Source organism: Aeromonas intestinalis, assembly GCF_054052485.1.
Genome location: NZ_JBSTYK010000008.1, coordinates 115,044 through 135,998, shown reverse-complemented (window position 1 = coordinate 135,998; position 20,955 = coordinate 115,044). Strand labels below are relative to the sequence as shown.

14 protein-coding genes are annotated in these 20,955 nt (G+C 60.6%); 7 read left to right on the top strand and 7 right to left on the bottom strand.

Annotation, left to right across the window (positions count from 1 at the left end):
• Positions 1–79: 79 nt before the first annotated feature.
• From ACW5W7_RS12160 to ACW5W7_RS12140, 5 genes are all read right to left on the bottom strand, one after another.
• Complete coding sequence (locus tag ACW5W7_RS12160) at positions 80–1,321, bottom strand: type II secretion system F family protein (protein ID WP_456501879.1); 1,242 nt, start codon at positions 1,319–1,321, stop codon at positions 80–82.
• 122 nt (positions 1,322–1,443) lie between these two features.
• Entirely contained in the window at positions 1,444–3,150 is a 1,707-nt protein-coding gene (tapB, locus tag ACW5W7_RS12155) for a PilB family type IVa pilus assembly ATPase TapB (protein ID WP_456501878.1), read from the bottom strand.
• 3 nt (positions 3,151–3,153) lie between these two features.
• Complete coding sequence (locus ACW5W7_RS12150) at positions 3,154–3,606, bottom strand: pilin (RefSeq protein ID WP_456501877.1); 453 nt, start codon at positions 3,604–3,606, stop codon at positions 3,154–3,156.
• Positions 3,607–3,923: 317 nt separating this feature from the next.
• Complete coding sequence (nadC, locus tag ACW5W7_RS12145; protein ID WP_456501876.1) at positions 3,924–4,781, bottom strand: carboxylating nicotinate-nucleotide diphosphorylase; 858 nt, start codon at positions 4,779–4,781, stop codon at positions 3,924–3,926.
• Between the two features lie 3 nt (positions 4,782–4,784).
• Positions 4,785–5,255 carry a retropepsin-like aspartic protease family protein gene (locus ACW5W7_RS12140; RefSeq protein WP_349920825.1) on the bottom strand — a complete coding sequence of 157 codons (471 nt, stop codon included), beginning with the start codon at positions 5,253–5,255 and terminating at the stop codon, positions 4,785–4,787.
• Between the two features lie 136 nt (positions 5,256–5,391).
• On the opposite strand from ACW5W7_RS12140, the gene ampD reads away from it, so the two are divergent.
• The 6 genes from ampD (at position 5,392) to ACW5W7_RS12110 (ending at position 14,459) form a co-directional block, all read left to right on the top strand.
• Positions 5,392–5,967, top strand: coding sequence for a 1,6-anhydro-N-acetylmuramyl-L-alanine amidase AmpD (ampD, locus tag ACW5W7_RS12135; protein WP_456501875.1), 576 nt, complete (start codon positions 5,392–5,394; stop codon positions 5,965–5,967).
• 272 nt (positions 5,968–6,239) lie between these two features.
• On the top strand, positions 6,240–7,004 hold the full coding sequence (gene pdhR / locus ACW5W7_RS12130) for a pyruvate dehydrogenase complex transcriptional repressor PdhR (protein ID WP_456501874.1): 765 nt from the start codon (positions 6,240–6,242) through the stop codon (positions 7,002–7,004).
• Between the two features lie 78 nt (positions 7,005–7,082).
• Positions 7,083–9,743, top strand: coding sequence for a pyruvate dehydrogenase (acetyl-transferring), homodimeric type (gene aceE, locus ACW5W7_RS12125; protein ID WP_456501873.1), 2,661 nt, complete (start codon positions 7,083–7,085; stop codon positions 9,741–9,743).
• A 156-nt stretch (positions 9,744–9,899) separates the two neighbouring features.
• Entirely contained in the window at positions 9,900–11,804 is a 1,905-nt protein-coding gene (gene aceF / locus ACW5W7_RS12120) for a pyruvate dehydrogenase complex dihydrolipoyllysine-residue acetyltransferase (protein WP_456501872.1), read from the top strand.
• A gap of 148 nt (positions 11,805–11,952) precedes the next feature.
• Complete coding sequence (gene lpdA / locus ACW5W7_RS12115; protein ID WP_349920830.1) at positions 11,953–13,380, top strand: dihydrolipoyl dehydrogenase; 1,428 nt, start codon at positions 11,953–11,955, stop codon at positions 13,378–13,380.
• Positions 13,381–13,502: 122 nt separating this feature from the next.
• Positions 13,503–14,459, top strand: coding sequence for a diguanylate cyclase domain-containing protein (locus tag ACW5W7_RS12110; RefSeq protein WP_456501945.1), 957 nt, complete (start codon positions 13,503–13,505; stop codon positions 14,457–14,459).
• A 75-nt stretch (positions 14,460–14,534) separates the two neighbouring features.
• Here ACW5W7_RS12110 and ACW5W7_RS12105 read toward each other — a convergent pair whose 3' ends face one another.
• Positions 14,535–16,181 carry a methyl-accepting chemotaxis protein gene (locus ACW5W7_RS12105; RefSeq protein ID WP_456501871.1) on the bottom strand — a complete coding sequence of 549 codons (1,647 nt, stop codon included), beginning with the start codon at positions 16,179–16,181 and terminating at the stop codon, positions 14,535–14,537.
• A gap of 123 nt (positions 16,182–16,304) precedes the next feature.
• A complete protein-coding gene (locus tag ACW5W7_RS12100; RefSeq protein ID WP_456501870.1) occupies positions 16,305–18,215 on the bottom strand; it encodes a methyl-accepting chemotaxis protein in 1,911 nt (636 codons plus the stop codon).
• A gap of 261 nt (positions 18,216–18,476) precedes the next feature.
• Between ACW5W7_RS12100 and ACW5W7_RS12095 the strand changes: the two genes are divergently transcribed.
• Positions 18,477–20,774, top strand: coding sequence for a patatin-like phospholipase family protein (locus ACW5W7_RS12095; RefSeq protein ID WP_349920833.1), 2,298 nt, complete (start codon positions 18,477–18,479; stop codon positions 20,772–20,774).
• Positions 20,775–20,955 lie beyond the last annotated feature (181 nt).

The window sequence follows — 20,955 nt, the reverse complement described above, 5'->3', positions numbered from 1 at the left end:
AACCGCGTTTGTTGGAAAGGGGCTGCGAATGACCGGGTCTGACTAGCCGTGCTCCGGCCGGTCACTCGCGCGCAGGGGGCTAGTGTATCACAGAGCCCAGTTTGAAGATGGGCAGGTACATGGCGACCACCATGCCGCCGACCAGCACCCCGAGCACCACCATGATGAGGGGTTCGAGCAGACTGGTGAGACCGTCGACCATGTCATCCACCTCCTGCTCGAAGATGGTCGCCACCTTGGAGAGCATGTCATCGATGGCGCCGGACTCCTCACCGATCATCACCATCTGGATCACCATGTCGGGGAAGAGGTCGACGGTGCGCATGGCGACGTTGATCTGCATGCCCGCCAGCACCTCGTTGCGAATGGCCATGATGGCGGTGCGATAGACATAGTTGCCGGAGGCGCCGGCAGAAGAGACCAGGGCATCCACCAGGGGGATACCGGCGGAAAAGGTGGTGGAGAGCGTGCGGGCGAAGCGCGCCATGGCCGCCTTGTGCAGGATGGATCCCACGATGGGGATGCTGAGCACGAACTTGTCCGTGTTGTCGCGCACCTTCTGGGAACTGCGCGAGGCCCGCACATACAAGAAGACGGCGAGGCTGATGCCGCCGAAGATCAAATACCACCAATCCTGCATGAAGCGGGAGATGGCGATGACGAAACGGGTGAAGGCGGGGAGTTCGGCCCCGAAGCTCTTGAAGATGTCCTCGAACTGGGGAATGACGAACAGCAGCAGGATGGAGGTCACGACGATGGCCACCAGGATGACCATGGTCGGGTAGAACATTGCCTTCTTGATCTTGGACTTGAGTGCTTCGCTCTTCTCCCGGTAGGTGGCGATCCGGTCGTAGATGGTCTCCAGCGCGCCGGAGTGCTCCCCCGCTTCCACCAGATCGCAATAGAGATCATCGAAGTGACGGGGATGGCGGCGCAGCGCCTCGGACATGGGGGTACCGGTCTCCACATCGGCAGCGATCTGGCCTATCAGTTCGCGCACGGCGGCTTTTTCATGGCCGCGAGCGATGATCTGCAGACTCTGCACCAGGGGCACGCCAGCGGAGAGCATGGTGGTGATCTGGCGGGAGATGACGGCGATGTCCATGGGCTTGATCTTGGCGCCGCCCTTGGAAAACAGCCCCTGACTCTGCTTGCTGACCTTGGTGACGTTGACGCCCTGCTTGCGCAGCTCGATTTTGACGGTGTTGATGCTGTCGGCCTGCAATTCGCCCGAGACTTTCAGCCCCTTGCGATTGACCCCGTGCCAGCGGAAGGAGAAGACTTTTTTCGGGGTGTTCTGTCTTTGCGCTAATGTGGCCATCACTGCATCCTGCAATTGGGCGGCGGTAGCCGGAGCGGATCCTCTGTCCGGCGCATCGTGCTGTCAGATTTTAATTCTGATCAGCTCATGATTCTTGAAACAAGTGGTTTTAAAACGCCACGCTAGTTTGTGGTTATTCTGTTTATTTCCGCCAGGCTGGTGACGCCCAATCGCGCCTTCTCGAGGCCCGAGGTTCTCAGATTGCGCATCCCCTCTTTCTGGGCGATGGCGGCAATCTGCAAGGAGTTGGCCCCCTGCATGATGAGCCTGGCGATATTGTCGGACATCAGCATGATCTCGTAGATGCCGACCCGCCCTCTGTAACCCCCTGAGCACTCCTTGCAGCCCACGGGTTTGAACAACCGCAATCCCGCGATCAACTGCTGTTGGCTGAAACCGAGCTCCAGCAGTTCGTTCTCGGGGATCACCTCTGGTGCCTTGCAGTGTTCACACAGCTTGCGAGCCAGGCGCTGGGCCATGATGAGGGTCACCGAGGAGGCGATATTGAAGGCGGGCACCCCCATGTTCATCATCCGGGTCAGCGTCTCGGCCGCCGAGTTGGTGTGCAGGGTCGAGAGCACCAGGTGGCCGGTCTGGGAGGCCTTGATGGCAATCTCGGCGGTTTCCAGATCCCGGATCTCCCCCACCATGACGATGTCAGGATCCTGGCGCAGGAAGGAGCGCAGAGCACTGGCGAAGGTGAGACCCGCCTTGGGATTGATCTGCACCTGATTGACCCCCGGCAGGTTGATCTCCACCGGATCCTCGGCGGTGGAGATATTGACCTCCAGCGTGTTGAGAATGTTGAGGCCGGTATAGAGAGAGACCGTCTTGCCCGAGCCGGTGGGGCCGGTCACCAGGATCATGCCCTGGGGCTTGGAGAGGGCGTTCAGGTATTGGGCTTTCTGTCTGTCGTCGAAACCAAGCTGATCGATGTTGAGGCGTGCCGCCGACGAGTCCAGCAAGCGGATGACGATCTTCTCGCCCCACATGGTCGGCAGGGTGTTGACCCGCATGTCCATGGACTTGCTGCGGGACAGTTTCAGCTTGATCCGGCCATCCTGGGGCAGGCGCCGCTCGGCGATATCGAGCCTCGCCATTACCTTGAGGCGGGCGGCGAAGCGATTGGCCAGATTGACCGGCGGGGTGGCAATCTCGTGCAGTATGCCGTCGATGCGAAAGCGGATCCGGTACTTGGTTTCGTAGGGTTCGAAGTGCAGATCCGAGGCGCCGCGCTTGATGGCATCCATCATGATCTTGTTGATGTACTTGACGATGGGAGCATCGTCATCCGCAGTGTTGACGCTCTCGTCGAGCCGCGAACTCTCATCGGTGACTTCGAGCTCGGAGATCTCGGCCTCATCGATATGATCCATGCCGAGGGCATCCTGCTCACTCTCCATCAACTTGCCGATGGCGGTGGTCAGCTTGCTCTCTTCGACCAGCAGGGCCTCGGTGTGCAGCCCGAAGCTGAAACCGAAATCCTCCAGCGCCGACACATTGGTCGGGTCCGACATGGCGATATAGAGGGTGTGGCCCTGGGTGTAGATGGGCAGCACATGGTGCTTCTCAATCAGCTTCTGATTGAGGTATTTCTGCGGGATCTCGGCCAGGTCGAAGGCGGCAAGATCCAGCAGAGGTACCCCATATTCCAGCTCGCAGAAATCGGCGAGGGCCTTGCTGTCGAGGATGTCGTTTTCAATCAGGAAGGTCACAAAGGGCTTGCGCTGCGCCCTGGCCTGGCTCAGATAGCGCTGTGAGTCTGGCTCACTGAGGAGGGAAGAAGCGGCCAGGCTGGTGGCCAGGCCGCTATTGGGGCTAGAAGTCATGCGTTAGCAAAGGCCGTCAGTTTTGCAAGATCCTGAAATCGTCCAGAGTACTTGGCCGCCAGCTGTCACTGAGTTGGATATTAATTCATAAGTTGAGTCATCAAGATCGCTGTTTCCAGTCGCTGTGATAGTTATGACATTCGCAGCATTGGTAACTTCAACCGCAGAAGATCCTGCAGCCAAGTACTGTCCAGTTCCCGAGTTAGCGGCGGCAGCATTACCTGCGGCTACACAGTCGGTTGCTAGTGCCGCTGAGGTACCAGTAAAACCCTGAACGCAGACTTCCACGGAGGTTTTTGTTGGTCCAGTAGCGGCAATAACTTCCGAAAATTTGGCTCTTTTGGTGTAGGTCTGATACGCCGGCAGGGCGATAGCGGCCAGGATGGCGACGATCGCGACCACTATCATCAATTCAATAAGGGTGAAGCCCGACTGTTTCTTCATGTCTCTGTTCATGTCAAATATCCTTTTTTCCATGGTTCCTGAGAAGTGCCGGTGGAATTCTGTCCACACGCCAGTATCTTATCCGAGCGCTTAAGGTTGGCAACAGAGGTTGTCACCTTGTTAACCATTTTTCTGCTGTTTAGTGAAAAATATAGAAAAATCAAAGATTAAAAAGCCTCTAATGACTCTTTCAATGGCAGGGGGGGCCCATGTCACACTCCTTATGTCGTGGGATCCTGCATAAAGAAAAGGCGCCTGTGGCGCCTTTTGCAAGTTTCGAGTCCTGTAATATCTGGCAGTACAGTCAGATGGCGTTTTTGCCTGCGAGATCAGACAAAGCGCATCGAGAGATCCAGTGCTCTCACATGCTTGGTCAGGGCGCCGACCGAGATGAAATCGATGCCGGTGGCGGCATAGCTGCCTAGGGTCTCCAGAGTGACGTTGCCGGACACCTCCAGTTTGGCGCGGCCCTGGTTCAGGGTCACCGCTGCTTTCATCATGGGGACGTCGAAGTTGTCCAGCATCACGATGTCGGCCTGGGCCGCCAGAGCCAGTTCCAGTTCGGCCAGCGATTCGACCTCCACTTCGACCGGTTTACCCGGGTTGAGGTGACGCGCCTGGGCGATGGCCTCCTGAATGCCCCCGCAGGCCAGGATGTGGTTCTCCTTGATGAGATAGGCATCGAACAGCCCGATGCGATGGTTCTTGCCACCGCCGCAGGTGACGGCATATTTCTGTGCGCTGCGCAGGCCCGGCAGTGTCTTGCGGGTATCGAGCAGGCGGCAGTCGGTGCCTTCCAGCTTGGCCACATAGCGGGCGGTGAGGGTGGCGACGCCACTCAGGGTCTGCACGAAGTTCAGCGCATTGCGCTCACCGGTCAGCAGTACCCGGGCGGGACCATGGAGGCGGAACAACTCCTGATTGGGGGAGAGCTTCTCGCCATCCTGCACCAGCCACTCCACCCTGACCTCGCCGCCGAGCTGGGCAAATACCTCGTCAACCCAGGGCTGGCCGCAGAAGACACCGGCTTCACGGGTGATGACCCGGGCGGTAGAGAGGCGATCGGCCGGGATCAGCTGAGCCGTGATATCGGCGCTGGCATCCGGTAGATCCAGTGCGGTGAGGGCATCGCCCAAGTCTTCGAGTAGCGCGGCGCGCACGGCGCGGCTGATGTCTTGTTGTAGCATGCCTTATTCCTGCAGGGGTCTGAGAAGCAACTGCCTCTCCTTTTGGCGTAATTCCAGCCGGCCGAGGGCATTCATGCCCACCAGGATCTCTTCCCCGTCGGTGGCCGGATTGATAAAGACGGTCAGATCGTACAAGGTCAGCGGCCCCATCGCCAGGCTTTCGATCCGGCTGGTCTGGACCTGGATCTCACCGGCGGCGGTCTTGACCCGGCTGTGCCCGGTGGGAATGAGGCCGAGGCGCTCGGCCACCTGGCTCGGGATCGTCACCAGGGTGGCGCCGGTGTCCAGCAGCAGTTGCACCGGCTGACCGTTGATGGCACCCTCCAGACGATAATGGCCGCTGGCATCGGCCTTGAGCAGCAGGTCTCCGCTGGCGGTCACCGTGGGCTTGGCACTGGAGTAGAAGTAGAGGGTCAGCAATCCTAGCAGGGAGAGCCAGGCCAGCAGCCAGAGCCGGCGTGCCATCGGGTGCATATAGGGTCCGGTATCGTGCGAGTTGATGCCTGAGCCTAACACAATTTCATCCATGGATTCAGAGGCTTGTTTCTCGTTTCAGACGACGGGAGCGGGTTGCCATGGGATCTCTTTTCTCAGTCAGAATGAGCCGACGATGACGCAGCCCAAAGCCCTTTTCTCTATCGATGCCGACGGTTGGTGCGAGCAGGCCAGTCGGGTGCCCTCACCCCATCACAACGAGCGGACCAGCCCGGATGACATCTCCCTGCTGGTGGTGCATGGCATCAGCCTGCCTCCCGGGCAGTTTGGGGGTCCCTGGATCGACGATCTCTTCCTCGGTCGGCTGGATCCCGATGCTCACCCCTATTTTGCCGATATCCATCAGTTGAAGGTCTCCGCCCACTGCCTGATCCGACGTGACGGCGAGCTGGTGCAATACGTGCCCTTTGGTGCGCGTGCCTGGCACGCCGGGGTGTCGAGCTGGGAGGGGAGGGAGGCCTGCAACGACTTTTCCATCGGCATCGAGCTGGAGGGGACGGACGAGGCTCCCTATAGCGATGCCCAGTACGAGGTGCTGGTAGGGCTCAGTCGGGCCATATCACGGCACTATCCGTCAATTACCGCTGAACGGATCGTGGGTCATTGCGACATCGCGCCAGGGCGCAAGAGCGATCCCGGTGAGAGTTTCGAATGGGATCGTTACAAGTCGCTTCTCAATTTTGAACAGTGATTTGCAACATTAGTTTGTGTTTTTAAAATCAATGGCTTGCCACCAAGGTGAGCTATTTTTCATGCTGTTGGTTAAATGTTATCTGCAAGTCCCCCCGAAAATATTGGTCTGACCATTTTCTTTGAGCTAGGTCATAATTCCTCTTTTTTACCCCTAAAGTGGTGCCTTTAGATCTTGATGCAGATCATATTTCGGGTGGACTTTTCCCAAGCCCTCTGCTAATTTTCGCCCCATTCATAGAATTGGTAATACCAATTTAACAAAGTAGCCTCATGCCCTATATCAAGATTACTCAGCCCAAACTGGCCGACGCCATCGTCGCCGAGCTGGAAAGCATGATTCTGGAAGGCAGTTTGCAGCCGGGGCAAAAATTGCCACCCGAGCGTGAACTCGCCATCCAGTTTCAGGTTTCGCGCCCATCGCTGCGCGAAGCCATCCAGCGTTTGGAGGCAAGAGGGCTCTTGTATCGGCGCCAGGGGGGCGGCACCTATGTGCAGAATGCCTTGAGCAAGGGGATCGCCGATCCCCTGTTCGAGTTGCTCAGCACGCACCCGGAAGCCCAGTACGACCTGCTGGAGTTTCGTCACGCACTGGAAGGCATCTGCGCCTACTATGCTGCGTTGCGGGGAACGGATGCCGATTTCGAACGCATTCGCCTGGCGCAAGCCGCCATTGAAGAGGCGGGCCAGCAAGGGTCGCTGGTGGCTGAATCGGCTGCCGTTACCCAGTTCTATCTGGCGGTGGCCGAGGCCTCCCACAACGTGGTGCTGCTACACCTGTTGCGGGCCATGGGCCCCATGCTCGAACAGAACATTTTACGAAATAATGAGATTTTGAATCGCCGTCCGGGAGTGGTCGCCAAGATCCGTCGCCATCGTGCGTCACTGATCGAGGCTATCCTGTCGGGGGCTCCGGAGCGGGCCAGGGCTGCTTGTCATGAGCACCTGGCCTTTATCGAGGACACCTTGTTGGATATGCAGAGGGAAGACAGCCGGATCCAGCGATCCATGCGTCGGATCCGTCAGCAGGAAAACTAATCCCACAAGGCTTTATTGTCGAATGCTTGCGCTCTTCGCCGTGCAATGCCGTGCAATCACAACAAATAGGAACCAGCCATGTCTGATATCCTGAAGAACGATGTGGACCCGATAGAAACGCTGGAGTGGCTTGCCTCTCTGGAATCCCTGCTGCGTGAAGAGGGTCCGCAACGCGCTCAGTTCATCCTTGAACAACTGGCCGAGAAAGCCCGCATCAGCGGTGTGGACGTGGCTGAAAAGGCAAATCGCGACTACATCAACACCATTCCTGCCAGCGACGAACCGGCTTACCCGGGCGACCTGGAGATGGAACGCCGCATCCGCGCCATCATCCGCTGGAATGCCATGATGATCGTGCTGCGTGCCTCCAAGAAAGACCTGGACCTCGGTGGTCACATGTCTTCCTTCGCCTCTTCCGCGACCATCTACGAAGTCTGCTACAACCACTTCTTCCGCGCTCGCAGCGAGAAGGACGGTGGCGATCTGGTCTACTTCCAGGGTCACATCTCCCCGGGCATCTACGCCCGTGCATTTGCCGAAGGTCGTCTGACCGAAGAGCAGCTGGACAACTTCCGTCAGGAAGTGGACGGCAAGGGTATCCCTTCCTATCCGCACCCGAAACTGATGCCGGACTTCTGGCAGTTCCCGACCGTTTCCATGGGTCTGGGCCCCATCGCCGCCATCTATCAGGCTCGCTTCCTGAAGTACCTGACCGACCGTGGCATCAAGGATTGCTCCGAGCAGACCGTTTACGCCTTCCTGGGTGACGGCGAGATGGACGAGCCGGAAGCCAAGGGTGCTCTGACCGTTGCCGTGCGCGAAAAGCTCGACAACCTGGTATTCGTGGTCAACTGCAACCTGCAGCGTCTGGACGGTCCTGTTGTCGGTAACGGCAAGGTCATCAACGAGCTGGAAGGCCTGTTCTCCGGCGCTGGCTGGGATGTCACCAAGGTCATCTGGGGTCGCAAGTGGGATGAGCTGCTGAAGAAAGACACGTCCGGCAAGCTGATCCAGCTGATGAACGAGACCGTGGACGGCGACTATCAGACCATGAAGTCCCGCGACGGTGCTTATGTCCGTGAGCACTTCTTCAACCGTTACCCGGAAACCGCCGCGCTGGTCAAAGACATGACCGACGAGGAGATCTTCGCCCTGAACCGCGGTGGTCACGACCCCCGTAAACTGTTCGCCGCCTTCTCCAAGGCCGCAGCGACCAAGGGCAAGCCGACCGTCATCCTGGCCAAGACCATCAAGGGCTATGGCATGGGCGAAGCGGCCGAAGGCAAGAACATCGCTCACCAGGTCAAGAAGATGGATCTGGGCTCCGTGCGTCACCTGCGTGACCGCTTCAACCTGCCGGTCACCGACGAGCAACTGGAAAAGCTGCCGTACCTGAAGATCGAAGAGGGTACCGAAGAGCACAAGTACCTGCACGCCCGTCGCACCGCCCTGAAGGGCTACGTACCGACCCGTCTGCGCGAGAGCACCACCAAGCTGGACATCCCGGCACTGGACGCTTTCGGCCCGCTGCTGGGTGAACAGGCACGCGAGATCTCCACCACCATGGCGTTCGTGCGTTCCCTGAATGTGCTGCTCAAAGACAAGTCCATCGGCAAGCGCATCGTTCCGATCCTGGCTGACGAAGCCCGTACCTTCGGGATGGAAGGTCTGTTCCGCCAGATCGGCATCTACAGCCCGCACGGTCAGCAGTACACCCCGCAAGACCGTGACATCGTCTCCTACTACAAGGAAGACAAGCAGGGTCAGGTTCTGCAAGACGGCATCAACGAGCTGGGCGCCATGTCCTCCTGGCTGGCTGCTGCGACCTCTTACAGCACCAACGATTGCCCGATGATCCCGTTCTACATCTACTACTCCATGTTCGGCTTCCAGCGGATCGGCGATATGGCGTGGGCAGCTGGTGACCAGCAAGCCCGTGGCTTCCTGCTGGGTGCGACCTCCGGTCGTACTACCCTGAACGGCGAAGGTCTGCAGCACGAAGATGGTCACAGCCACATCCTGGCCGGCACCATCCCGAACTGCATCTCCTACGATCCGTCCTACGCCTATGAAGTCGCGGTGATCATGCAGGACGGTCTGCGTCGCATGTACGGTGAGAAGCCGGAGAACGTCTTCTACTACATCACCACCCTGAACGAGAACTATGCCATGCCGGCCATGCCGGAAGGCGCCGAGGAAGGCATCCGCAAGGGTATCTACAAGCTGGAAACCGTGGCTGGCAACAAGGCCAAGGTACAGCTGCTGGGTTGTGGCTCCATCCTGGGTCACGTGCGCACCGCCGCCCAGATCCTGGCCACCGAGTACGGCGTGGGTTCCGACGTGTTCAGCGTCACCTCCTTCAACGAACTGGCCCGTGACGGTCAGGACGCGGATCGCTGGAACATGCTGCACCCGACTGCCGAAGCGCGTGTACCTTACATCGCACAGGTGCTGGGCACCGACACCACCATCGCCGCGACCGACTACATGAAGTCCTTCGCCGATCAGGTGCGTGCCTTCGTACCGACCGAGAACTACCGTGTACTGGGTACCGATGGTTACGGTCGTTCCGACAGCCGTGCCAACCTGCGTCGTCACTTCGAAGTGAACGAGTTCTACGTAGTGGTGGCTGCCCTGACCGAACTGGCCAAGCGTGGCGAGATCGACAAGCAGGTCGTGGCCGACGCGATCAAGAAATACGGCATCGATGCCGACAAGGTTAACCCGCTGCACGCCTAAGAGAACGGAGGAGCCGTCCGGCATTGCGCCGGGCGGCTTCTTGCCAGTTTTGGTGACAGTAGAAGCAATGGCAATTACCCGGTTTGGTAGTGGTTTATAGGCCAAATGGGCCCTTGCATAGGTTAACGCGACAGACGCGTAAGAGGATAAAGCACAATGTCCAAACAGATTATGGTGCCGGATATCGGTGCCGATGAAGTGGAAGTGACCGAAATCATGGTCGCCGTGGGTGACAAGGTCGAACTGGACCAGTCCCTGATCGCCGTGGAAGGTGACAAAGCCTCCATGGAAGTACCGGCCCCTGCCGCCGGTATCGTCAAAGAGATCCTGATCAAGGTGGGCGACAAGGTTGCCACCGGTTCCCAGATCATGATCTTCGAAGCCGAAGGCGCCGCCGCGGCTGCCCCGGCTCCGGCTGCTGCCCCGGTTGCTGCCGCCGCCCCGGCCGCCGCACCCGCTGCCGCTGCCCGCAAAGACGTGCACGTGCCGGACATCGGTGACGACGAAGTGGACGTGACTGAAATCATGGTCGCCGTGGGCGACATGGTCGAAGCCGACCAGTCCATCATCGCCGTGGAAGGTGACAAGGCCTCCATGGAAGTGCCGGCACCGTTCGCGGGCCGCGTGGTCGAGATCAAGGTTGCCGCTGGCGCCAAGGTCTCCACCGGTTCCCTGGTGATGGTATTCGAAGTGGCTGGCGCCGCGCCTGCCGCCGTCGCTGCACCGGTTCAGGCCGCCGCGCCCGTGGCTGCTGCCCCTGCCGTTGCCGCCGCCAAAGAGGTCAACGTACCGGACATCGGTGGTGACGAAGTGGAAGTCACCGAGATCATGGTCGCCGTGGGTGACAAGGTCGAAGCCGACCAGTCCCTGATCGCCGTGGAAGGTGACAAGGCTTCCATGGAAGTGCCTGCGCCGTTCGCCGGTGTGGTCAAAGAGATCAAGGTGAAGGCGGGTGACAAGGTCTCCACCGGTTCCCTGATCATGGTATTCGAAGTGGCTGGCGCCGCTCCTGCTGCTGCCGCGCCGGTTGCCCAGGCTGCCGCTCCTGCACCGGTTGCCGCCGCTCCTGTGGCTGCTGCCCCGGTTGCCCAGGCCGCCGCGCCTGCTGCCGCTTCTGACTTCGTTGCCAACGATGCCTACGTCCACGCCTCTCCGGCCGTGCGCCGTCTGGCCCGTGAGTTCGGCGTCAACCTGGCCAAGGTGAAAGCCTCCGGCCGCAAGGGTCGCATCGTCAAAGAAGACGTGCAGGCCTATGTGAAGGATGCGGTCAAGCGCGCCGAGTCCGCACCGGCTGCAGGTCAAGGCACTGGCAACGGCATGAGCGTTCTGCCGTGGCCGAAGGTGGACTTCAGCAAGTTCGGCCCGGTCGAAGAGCTGGAACTGACCCGGATCCAGAAGATCTCCGGTCCTGCCCTGCATCGCAACTGGGCCATGATCCCGCACGTCACCCAGTTCGACGAAGCCGATACCACCGAGCTGGAAGCGTTCCGCAAAGAGCAGAACATCCTGGCCGAGAAGCAGAAGCTGGACGTGAAGATCACCCCGCTGGTGTTCATCCTGAAGGCTGCCGCCAAGGCCCTGGAAGCGCACCCACGCTTCTGCAGCGCCCTGTCCGAAGACGGCACCAAGCTCATCATGAAGAAGTACATCCACATCGGTGTGGCGGTAGACACTCCGGGGGGCCTGGTGGTACCGGTGGTTCGCGACGTCAACAAGAAGGGTATCTTCGAGTTGTCCCGCGATCTGGCCGAGATCTCCAAGAAGGCGCGTGCCGGCAAGTTGACCGCCGCCGACATGCAGGGTGGTTGCTTCACCATCTCCAGCCTTGGCGGCATCGGTGGTACCAGCTTTACCCCGATCGTCAATGCGCCGGAAGTGGCCATCCTGGGCGTCTCCAAGTCCGACTTCAAACCGAAGTGGAACGGCAAGGAGTTTGAACCGCGCCTGATGTTGCCGCTGGCCCTGAGCTATGACCACCGTGTCATCGACGGTGCCGACGGTGCGCGCTTCATCACCACCCTGAGTGGTGTGCTGTCCGACATTCGTCGACTGGTCCTGTAAGTGAGAGGGTGGGCCCAAAGCCCACCCTTTCTGCTTCTCATTTCATTAACAGGATTGTAAACTTGCCCCGTTTTTTTCACGGCTGCAGCCGCCTTGTCTGGCATAAGACTGTGCTGTCCGGGGATATAAGAACGACAAAGAGGTCATGATGAGTAAAGAAATCAAAACCCAGGTCGTAGTACTGGGTGCTGGCCCTGCCGGTTATTCCGCTGCTTTCCGCGCCGCCGATCTGGGTCTGGATACCATTATCGTCGAGCGTTACTCCACCCTGGGTGGCGTCTGCCTGAACGTGGGTTGCATCCCGTCCAAGGCGCTGCTGCACGTTGCCAAAGTGATCGAAGAAGCCAAGGCGCTGGCCGAGCACGGTATCGTCTTCGGTGCCCCGCAGACCGACATCGACAAGGTGCGTCTGTGGAAAGAGAAGGTCATCAACCAGCTGACCGGCGGTCTGGCCGGCATGGCCAAGATGCGTAAGGTGCAGGTTGTGAACGGCTTCGGCAAGTTCACCGGCCCGAATACCCTGGAAGTGGAAGGTGCCGACGGCAAGACGACCGTGACCTTCGACAACGCCATCATCGCCGCGGGTTCCCGCCCGGTGAAGCTGCCCTTCATCCCCCATGAAGATCCGCGCGTATGGGACTCTACCGATGCGCTGGAACTGACGACCGTACCGGGCAAGCTGCTGGTCATCGGTGGTGGCATCATCGGCCTGGAGATGGGTACCGTGTACTCCTCCCTGGGTTCCGAGATCGACGTGGTAGAATTTGCCGATCAGCTGGTACCGGCTGCGGACAAAGACATCGTCAAGATCTACACCAAGCGCGTTGCCAAGAAATTCAACATCATGCTGGAGACCAAGGTCACCGCCGTTGAAGCCCGTGAAGACGGCCTGTACGTCTCCTACGAAGGCAAGCACGCGCCGGCCGAGCCGGTACGTTACGACAACGTGCTGGTCGCCGTGGGCCGTGTACCGAACGGCAAGATGCTGGATGCAGAGAAGGCTGGCGTCACCGTGACCGAACGCGGTTTCATCGAGGTGGACAAGCAGCTGCGTACCAACGTGGCTCACATCCACGCCATCGGTGACATCGTCGGCCAGCCGATGCTGGCTCACAAGGGTGTGCACGAAGGCCACGTGGCGGCCGAAGTCATCGCCGGCAAGAAGCACTACTTCGACCCGAAAGTGATCCCGTCCATCGCCTACACCGAGCCAGAGATGGCTTGGGTCGGTCTGACCGAGAAGGAAGCCAAGCAACAGGGCCTGAACTTCGAAGTCGCCACCTTCCCCTGGGCTGCTTCCGGCCGTGCCATCGCTTCCGACTGCGCCGACGGCATGACCAAGCTGATCTTCGACAAGGAGAGCGGCCGCGTCATCGGTGGTGCCATCGTGGGCACCAACGGTGGTGAACTGCTGGGTGAAATCGGCCTGGCCATCGAGATGGGTGCCGACGCCGAAGACATCGCGCTGACCATCCACGCTCACCCGACTCTGCACGAGTCCGTGGGTCTGGCCGCCGAAGTGTTCGAAGGCTCCATCACCGACCTGCCGAACGCCAAGGCCAAGAAGAAGAAATAAGCTTCTTCCTGCCCGACAAAAGCCGCTCCCAGGAGCGGCTTTTTTGTTTTTCAAGGTTGAAAGAGATTTGTTTGAGGCTATTTGCTATGCTGAGGCCCCGCCTATCAACCACCGACAACGCCATGCAGATCCCGCCCATCCCGGAACACGAACGCCAACGCCTCGATGGCCTGCGCCGCCTCGCCATTCTCGATACTTCCGCCGAGGAGAGGTTCGATCGCATTACCCGAATGGCACGCAACATGTTCGAGGTGCCCATCTCGCTCATCTCCCTGGTGGATGAGGAGCGGCAGTGGTTCAAGTCCCGTTGCGGCCTGGAGGCGCGGGAGACCCAGCGGGATATCTCCTTCTGTGGTCATACCATCCTGGGGGAGGGGGTCTTCGTCGTGGAAGATGCGACGCTGGACGAGCGTTTTGCCGACAATCCCCTGGTGCTGGGGGCGCCCCATATCCGTTTCTATGCCGGTTGCCCCCTGCATATCGCCGGTGGCTACAAGGTGGGGACCCTCTGTCTCATCGATCGCACGCCACGTCAGCTGGATGAGCGTCAGCTGTCGCTGTTGACCGACCTGGCCGGCATGGTGGAACACGAACTCGCCGCCATCCAGCTGGCGATCCTGGACGAGCTGACCGGCATCACCAATCGCCGTGGCTTCATCATGCTGGGACAGAAGTGCCTGCAACTCTCCCATCGACAGGGGCGGGAGGCGAGCCTCTTGTTTCTCGATCTCAATCGCTTCAAGGAGATCAACGACAGCCTGGGGCACGAGGTGGGGGACGACGCCCTGCGCGAGATGGCGCTCCTGCTCTCCCGGGTGTTTCGCAACGCGGATATCTTCGCCCGCCTCGGCGGGGACGAGTTCGTGGTCTTGCTGCCGGGCATAGGCCCCGAGCTGGTGACCCGGGTATTGACCCGTTTCGAGGCGGCGCTGGCGACGTTCAACCGGGAGGCAGGAAAGCCCTACCGGCTGCAATGTTCCACCGGGGTTGCCCATTATGATCCCGCCCAGCCGGCGGATCTCGAGTCACTGTTGCAGCGGGCGGACAAGCAGATGTATGACCGCAAGAAGGGGGGCTGACGAACCGCTGCCCTCTGGATTGCCACCAAACAACAAGGGGACGCATCGCGTCCCCTTGTTGCATCTCACTAGAGCTTACAGCCGGAAGTTGCCGACCAGCTTGTCGAGCTCGCCGGCGAGCTGTTGCAGGCTGCGGCTGGACGCCGTCAGCTGGTGGGCGATGTCGGCGGTCTCCATGGTCAGCTGGTTGATGTCCTCCACGTTGCGATTGAGCTCGCCCACCACGCTGGATTGCTCCTCGGTGGCGGTGGCGACCTGGATGTTCATGTCGCTGATCTGGGTGATGTGACCGGTGATCTGGCCGAGCGCCGCATTGGCCTCGTCGGCCTGGCTGACTACGGCCTGGCTCTGGTTGCGGCCCTGGGCCATGGCGCTGACGGCGCGGGCGCTCTGCTCCTGCAGGCTGTTGATCATGGTCTGGATTTCGGCGGTGGAGGCGGCGGAGCGGCTGGCGAGGTTGCGCACCTCGTCGGCGACCACGGCGAAGCCGCGGCCCTGCTCACCGGCCCGGGCGGCCTCGATGGCGGCGTTGAGGGCCAGCAGGTTGGTCTGCTCCGAGATGCTGCGAATGGTGTCGAGAATGCTGCCGATGGAGTCGGTCTGGCTGGCCAGAGACTCGATGACGCCGGCAACCTGCTCGATCTCGGTGGAGAGGCCGACGACGCCGTGACGGGCCTGAGCCACCACCAGGGCGCCCGCATCGGCCTGCTCGTTGGCCTGCTTGGCCACGTCGGCGGCCAGCGAGGCGTTGCCGGCGATCTCGGTCACCGTGGCTCCCATCTCGTGGATGGCGGTGGCGACCTGCACGGTGCGATCCCGCTGGGCGGTACAGTTGTGCTGGGTCAGCTGGGCCTTGGCGGCGAGGTCGTTGGCGGTGGCGGCGACCTCGCGGGAGTTGTTGGCGACCTGTTCGATGGCACCGTGGATGCGGGCCACAAACTGGTTGAAGCTGCGGCCTATCTCGGCCAGCTCGTCCTTGCCGCTGAGGCTGGCACTGCTGTCCAGCGCCAGGTGACGGGCCACATCCCCGATGTGCTGCTGCAAGAAGGAAACACGGTTGCGCAGCCCGATCAGAATGAGGACCGAGACGAGCAGGGAGATGGCGAGGGCGGCGACTATGATGGCGATCATCTGGTTGCGACCGCTGCCATAGCTGCGCTCGCTCAGCTCGTTGCGTTGCTGGGCCTGCTGGATCAAGCCGTCGAGCAGGGCATTGGCCCCTTTGCGCATGACCCCATAGCTCAGGCTGTAGCGATCCCGATAGAGGGCGCGGGCCTCATCCATCCGGTTGTCCGACAACGCTTGCAGCATGGGGGTCAGCTCGTCGCGCTCCATGGCGGTGAACTGATCGAGCAGGGTCTGCGCCTCGGCGCGGGCGGCGGGGTCTACCTGGGCATTGACCGCCTGCTCCATGGCTTGACGCATCTCGGGAATATCTTCCTCACGGGTCTCCTTGACCCGGGTCATCACCCCCTTCTCGTCCCGCAGCGAGGTGTCCTGCAGCAGCATCATGTCGATGCCGACCCGCATGCGTGGAATGCGGGAGGCCACTTCCGCCATGGCCCGCATGGGGGTTGCGGTATTCTGGAACAACTCGTCGGCCTGTTGCTTGATGTGTCCCATGCTGCGCAGGCTGGCCGCGCCAACCAGCAGCAGGGCGAGGCAGGGCACGGTGACCGCCAGGATGAGTTGGTTTTTGATGGTGAGTTTGCCAGCCAGCATGTTGACTCCTTGGTTCGTTGCTGTGTCGCTAATCTAGCGGCTTGTCATGACAATCGTTGTCATGAGCGGGCCGGCACTCCATGCCGACCCGGTAAAACAAGGGCGCCGCAGCGCCCTTGGTGATCACAACCTGAAGTTGCCGACCAGCTTGTCGAGCTCGCCGGAGAGTTGCTGCAGGCTGCGGCTGGACGCCGTCAGCTGGTGGGCAATGTCGGCGGTCTCCATGGTCAGCTGGTTGATGTCCTCGACGTTGCGGTTGATCTCGCCCACCACGCTGGATTGCTCCTCGGTGGCGGTGGCGACCTGGATGTTCATGTCGCTGATCTGGGTGATGTGACCGGTGATCTGGCCGAGTGCCGCATTGGCCTCATCGGCCTGGTTGACCACGGCCTGGCTCTGGTTGCGGCCCTGGGCCATGGCGCTGACGGCGCGGGCGCTCTGCTCCTGCAGGCTGTTGATCATGGTCTGGATCTCGGCGGTGGAGGCGGCGGAGCGGCTGGCGAGGTTGCGCACCTCGTCGGCGACCACGGCGAAGCCGCGGCCCTGCTCACCGGCCCGGGCGGCCTCGATGGCGGCGTTGAGGGCCAGCAGGTTGGTCTGTTCCGAGATGCTGCGAATGGTGTCGAGAATGCTGCCGATGGAATCGGTCTGGCTGGCCAGAGACTCGATGACGCCGGCGACCTGCTCGATCTCGTCCGACAATCCGACGATGCCATGACGGGCCTGGGCCACCACCACGGCGCCCGCATCCGCCTGTTCGTTGGCCTGCTTGGCCACGTCGGCGGCCAGTGAGGCATTGCCGGCGATCTCGCCCACGGTTGCCCCCATCTCGTGGATGGCGGTGGCGACCTGTACGGTACGATCCCGCTGGGCGGTGCAGTTGTGCTGGGTCAGCTGGGCCTTGGCGGCCACCTCGTTGGCGGTGAGGGCCAGCTGGCGGGAGTTGTTGGCCACCTGTTCGATGGAACCGTGGATCTTGGCCACGAAGTTGTTGAAACCGGTGGCGACCTGGGCGAGCTCGTCGCGACCTTCCACCTTGAGGCGCTGGGTCAGATCGCCGTCACCGCTGCCGAGCGCCCGGAACAGGCGTGCCAGCTCGTTGAGCGGGCGGCTGACGGAACCCGCCAGCAGCACCCCGAGCAGCCCCATGCCGACGGCGATGACCAGGCTCACCAGCAGGATGTGCAGGCGCGCCTCGTTCAGCTCGGCATAGACTTCCGCCTCCGGCACCTGAGCCACCAGATACCAGTCGAGCAGCGGGATATAGCTGGTGGCGAGCACCACGGCCTGACCATCCACCTCGGCGTGCGTGGCGGAGAAGGGCTGCTTGGTCAGCAGGCTGCCAGCATCGGGACCGGCCAGCTGGGTCAGACTGTCGCGATCGATGCGGGCCGCGTCAGGGTGCAGTTTCACCTTGCCGCTGCCGTCGGTCATGAAGACGAAGCCGCTGTCACCGATGCGGAAGTTGGCGAGCATGCTCACCATGCTGTCGAGGGACTTGGCGAGCCCCGCCAGGCCGCGACCGTTCAGTTGCTGGAAGTTGACGAACAGTTTCACCTCGCCGTTGGCCTCGCGGAAGATGCTGAGCATCAGATCCTGCTGGCTCTTGGTGTAGTCGTAGAACCAGTTGTCCTGCTCATGGTTCAGCACGCGCAGGAAACCATCCTGGTTGTAGTAGGCGGCGCTCTGCCGGTCGGCGAAAGAGGCGGTGACCAGGCCGTATTGGGCCGTCATGTCTTTCAACTGCGCGATGAGGATGGGCTCCTGCTCCTTGGGCATGCCGCGTTCCACCCAGTCCAGCACGAAGCGATCGTTGGCCAGCTGCTTGGCGGCCCCGGCGACCGAGGTCAGATCTTTCTCGATCTCCTTGCCGATACGCTGGGTCAGGTTCGGCAGTTCCTGCTCGAACATGCGGGTCTCGATCAGCTGCTGGGCAGAGCGCTGGCTGAAATAGCCAACCAGGAGACAGGAGAGCGCCACGGCCAGGATGACGGTGGCCAGAATTTTCTGCTTGAGTGTCAGGCTTGCAAACATAGGGTGACTCGGGAGTGTGGATCTGGGGTGAGTACATATTAGCGGCCGGTAATACCTCCCCTTGAGCCGTCGATGGCGTTTATTGCCGATTAACGTTTGCGCTCACAGCAGGTCGGGACTGGTTTGGCGCCAGTTCTGCCTGTTTGCCACCGACCGCAGCCAGATGAAATCTCGCCAGCACAGTCAGTTACGGTTACAGTTCCTCATCTGACGGTGAGCATCGCGGCTCACTCGGCTCGCACTGGAACCATGGACACTCATATGCGCATCTTTCCTCTGGGATGGACCCACCTGCTAATGCTCTTGCTGACTGCCGCCCCTCTCATGGTGGCAGCCCAGAGCCCTGACCCGGCCAAGCAACATGGCGGCGCCAGGGGGGAGAGGCCAAAGGTGGCGCTGGTGCTCAGTGGCGGCGGTGCCAAGGGGGCAGCCCATATCGGGGTGCTCAAGGTGCTGGAGGAGAAGCGGATCCCGGTCGACATCGTGGTGGGGACCAGCATGGGGGCCTATGTGGCGGGCATGTACGCCATGGGGCTCAGCGCCGAAGAGGTGGAGCGAATGACCCTCGCCATCGACTGGAACAAGGGCTATCAGGACAAGGTTGGCCGCAACGAACTCTCATTGCGCAAGAAGCAGCAGAGCGAGAAATACCAGCTGCGCACCGACATCGGCATCAACGGGGATCAGACCCAGCTGCCCGACGGCTTCTTCCAGGGGCAGTCCATGGCCAGCCTGTTGCGCCACGCCACCTCCAACCTGCCAGTGCAGAAGAGCTTCGACAATCTGCCCATCCCCTATCGCGCCATGGCTACCGACATGGAGACGGTGACCCCCTTCGTGCTGGATCACGGCAGCCTGGCCAAGGCCATGCAGGCCTCCATGTCCATCCCCGGCGCTCTCAAACCCGTGGATTGGGAAGGCCGGATCCTGACCGATGGCGGTACCGTCAACAACATGCCGGTGGACGTGGCCAAGGCCATGGGGGCCGACGTGGTGATCGCGGTGGATATCGGGGCCAAGCTGCGCACCCGGGAATCGCTGAAATCCGGGCTGGCCATCATTGACCAGCTCACGACCTACATGACCCAGGTCGGTACAGAGAAGCAGAAAGCCCTGCTGGGACCGAAGGATGTGCTGCTGAGCCCGGAGTTTGGCGACATAGGTATCGCCGATTTTGCCCGTATGCCGGAGGGAATCAAGATTGGGGAGACGGTGGCGATGCAATCTTCCAGTCAGCTGGACACGCTCTCTCTCTCCCCTGATGCCTATGCCGAGTATCGCAACCAGAAGCTGAGTCGCCGTGCCGAGCGCAGCGGCCAGCCGGCCTACTACATCGACAAGGTGGAGATCATCAACAAGTCCCGCCTCTCGGACGATACGGTGCGTGCCATGTTGAAGGTACGGCCGGACAAGGTGCAGACCTATGACAGCCTGGAGGCCGGCATCCGCCGTCTCTACGCGCTGGAATCCTTCGATCGCATCACCTATGAGGTGGAAGAACGGGGTGGCGAGAACGTGCTGGTGGTCAACGCCAGCGAGAAGAACTGGGGGCCGGGATATCTCAACTTCCAGCTCGGTTTCTCCGATGACTTCGAGAGCAATTCCAACTACAACGTCGGCATGTCCTACACCCTCACCAACGTCAATGACTGGGGTGGGGAGTGGCTGACGGAAGCGTCTCTTGGCACCGCCAAGCACTTCAAGACCGACTTCTATACACCGCTGGAACCCTCCCAGACCTACTACGGCGAGGCGAGCCTGGCCTATGACAAGACCCCGCGGCGGGTCTTCTTCACCGAGCAGAAGGATTTGGATGTATATGGGCTGCGCTATCTGGATTCGGAGTACAGCTTCACCAGCGTAGATCTGGCACTCGGCTGGAACCGTCAACCCTGGAGCCGGCTGTCGTTTGGCCTTGAGGGCCAGGTTGGGGGCGTCGATATCCAGAACCTGGCGGATGCGGACATCGATGCCCTCTCCTGGGGACCCTATGTGCGTTTCGAACACGATACCCTCGACAGCCGTTACTTCCCCTACGAGGGGATCTATTGGGATCTCAAGGGGGGATATACCAACGTCCGGCTGGAGCAGACCGGTGAGGATACTGAACATGGTGAGGGGCTCAACTACCATCTGGCGCTGATCAAACCCTGGTCCTGGGGCCGCCACAGCCTCAACCTGTTGCTGGAAGGCGGCGGTTCCACCTCGAAGGAGGAGGTGCCCCTTTATGTGCAGGATCTGGGAGGCTTGTTCCGGTTGTCCGGCTTCCAGCATTACCAACTGAGCGGGCGCTACAGCCTGCTTGGGGGTCTGCGCTATATCTACCGGGTGTCGGACAACGACTTCGGCGCCTTCAAGGCACCGCTGTTCCTCGGGGGATCCATCGAGCAAGGTAACGTCTGGGATAGCGGCGAGAAGATCAGCCTGGAGAACTCCTACACCGCTGGCTCCATCTACGTGGGGGTGGAGAGCTTCCTCGGCCCCATCTTCCTCGGTTACGGCATGGCGGAGGGGGGGCATGACATGTTCTACCTGCAATTGGGCACTACCTTCGATTAAACGGGTAATGATGCCTTTTTGTTAACATTTTCATGCCTGCACGCTTTGTGTGTTTAAAAAAATTGAACGGCATTAGTTGGTTATGTAGATCCGGTGAATAACCGTACAGGCTTTGGATTTTAATTAGTCGTTAAAACTTATATAGTGGGGGGCACCCTACGGGTGTCCCGCAAGGACGATC

What these genes read in the sequence shown, in the direction of transcription:
- ACW5W7_RS12110 (WP_456501945.1), top strand. Translation starts at nt 13,503, where the DNA reads ATGCAGATCCCGCCCATCCCGGAACACGAACGCCAACGCCTCGATGGC.
- tapB (WP_456501878.1), bottom strand. Translation starts at nt 3,150, where the DNA reads ATGACTTCTAGCCCCAATAGCGGCCTGGCCACCAGCCTGGCCGCTTCT.
- nadC (WP_456501876.1), bottom strand. Translation starts at nt 4,781, where the DNA reads ATGCTACAACAAGACATCAGCCGCGCCGTGCGCGCCGCGCTACTCGAA.
- ampD (WP_456501875.1), top strand. Translation starts at nt 5,392, where the DNA reads ATGACGCAGCCCAAAGCCCTTTTCTCTATCGATGCCGACGGTTGGTGC.
- ACW5W7_RS12095 (WP_349920833.1), top strand. Translation starts at nt 18,477, where the DNA reads ATGCGCATCTTTCCTCTGGGATGGACCCACCTGCTAATGCTCTTGCTG.
- ACW5W7_RS12105 (WP_456501871.1), bottom strand. Translation starts at nt 16,181, where the DNA reads ATGCTGGCTGGCAAACTCACCATCAAAAACCAACTCATCCTGGCGGTC.
- ACW5W7_RS12100 (WP_456501870.1), bottom strand. Translation starts at nt 18,215, where the DNA reads ATGTTTGCAAGCCTGACACTCAAGCAGAAAATTCTGGCCACCGTCATC.
- lpdA (WP_349920830.1), top strand. Translation starts at nt 11,953, where the DNA reads ATGAGTAAAGAAATCAAAACCCAGGTCGTAGTACTGGGTGCTGGCCCT.
- ACW5W7_RS12160 (WP_456501879.1), bottom strand. Translation starts at nt 1,321, where the DNA reads ATGGCCACATTAGCGCAAAGACAGAACACCCCGAAAAAAGTCTTCTCC.
- ACW5W7_RS12150 (WP_456501877.1), bottom strand. Translation starts at nt 3,606, where the DNA reads ATGAACAGAGACATGAAGAAACAGTCGGGCTTCACCCTTATTGAATTG.
- ACW5W7_RS12140 (WP_349920825.1), bottom strand. Translation starts at nt 5,255, where the DNA reads ATGCACCCGATGGCACGCCGGCTCTGGCTGCTGGCCTGGCTCTCCCTG.
- aceF (WP_456501872.1), top strand. Translation starts at nt 9,900, where the DNA reads ATGTCCAAACAGATTATGGTGCCGGATATCGGTGCCGATGAAGTGGAA.
- pdhR (WP_456501874.1), top strand. Translation starts at nt 6,240, where the DNA reads ATGCCCTATATCAAGATTACTCAGCCCAAACTGGCCGACGCCATCGTC.
- aceE (WP_456501873.1), top strand. Translation starts at nt 7,083, where the DNA reads ATGTCTGATATCCTGAAGAACGATGTGGACCCGATAGAAACGCTGGAG.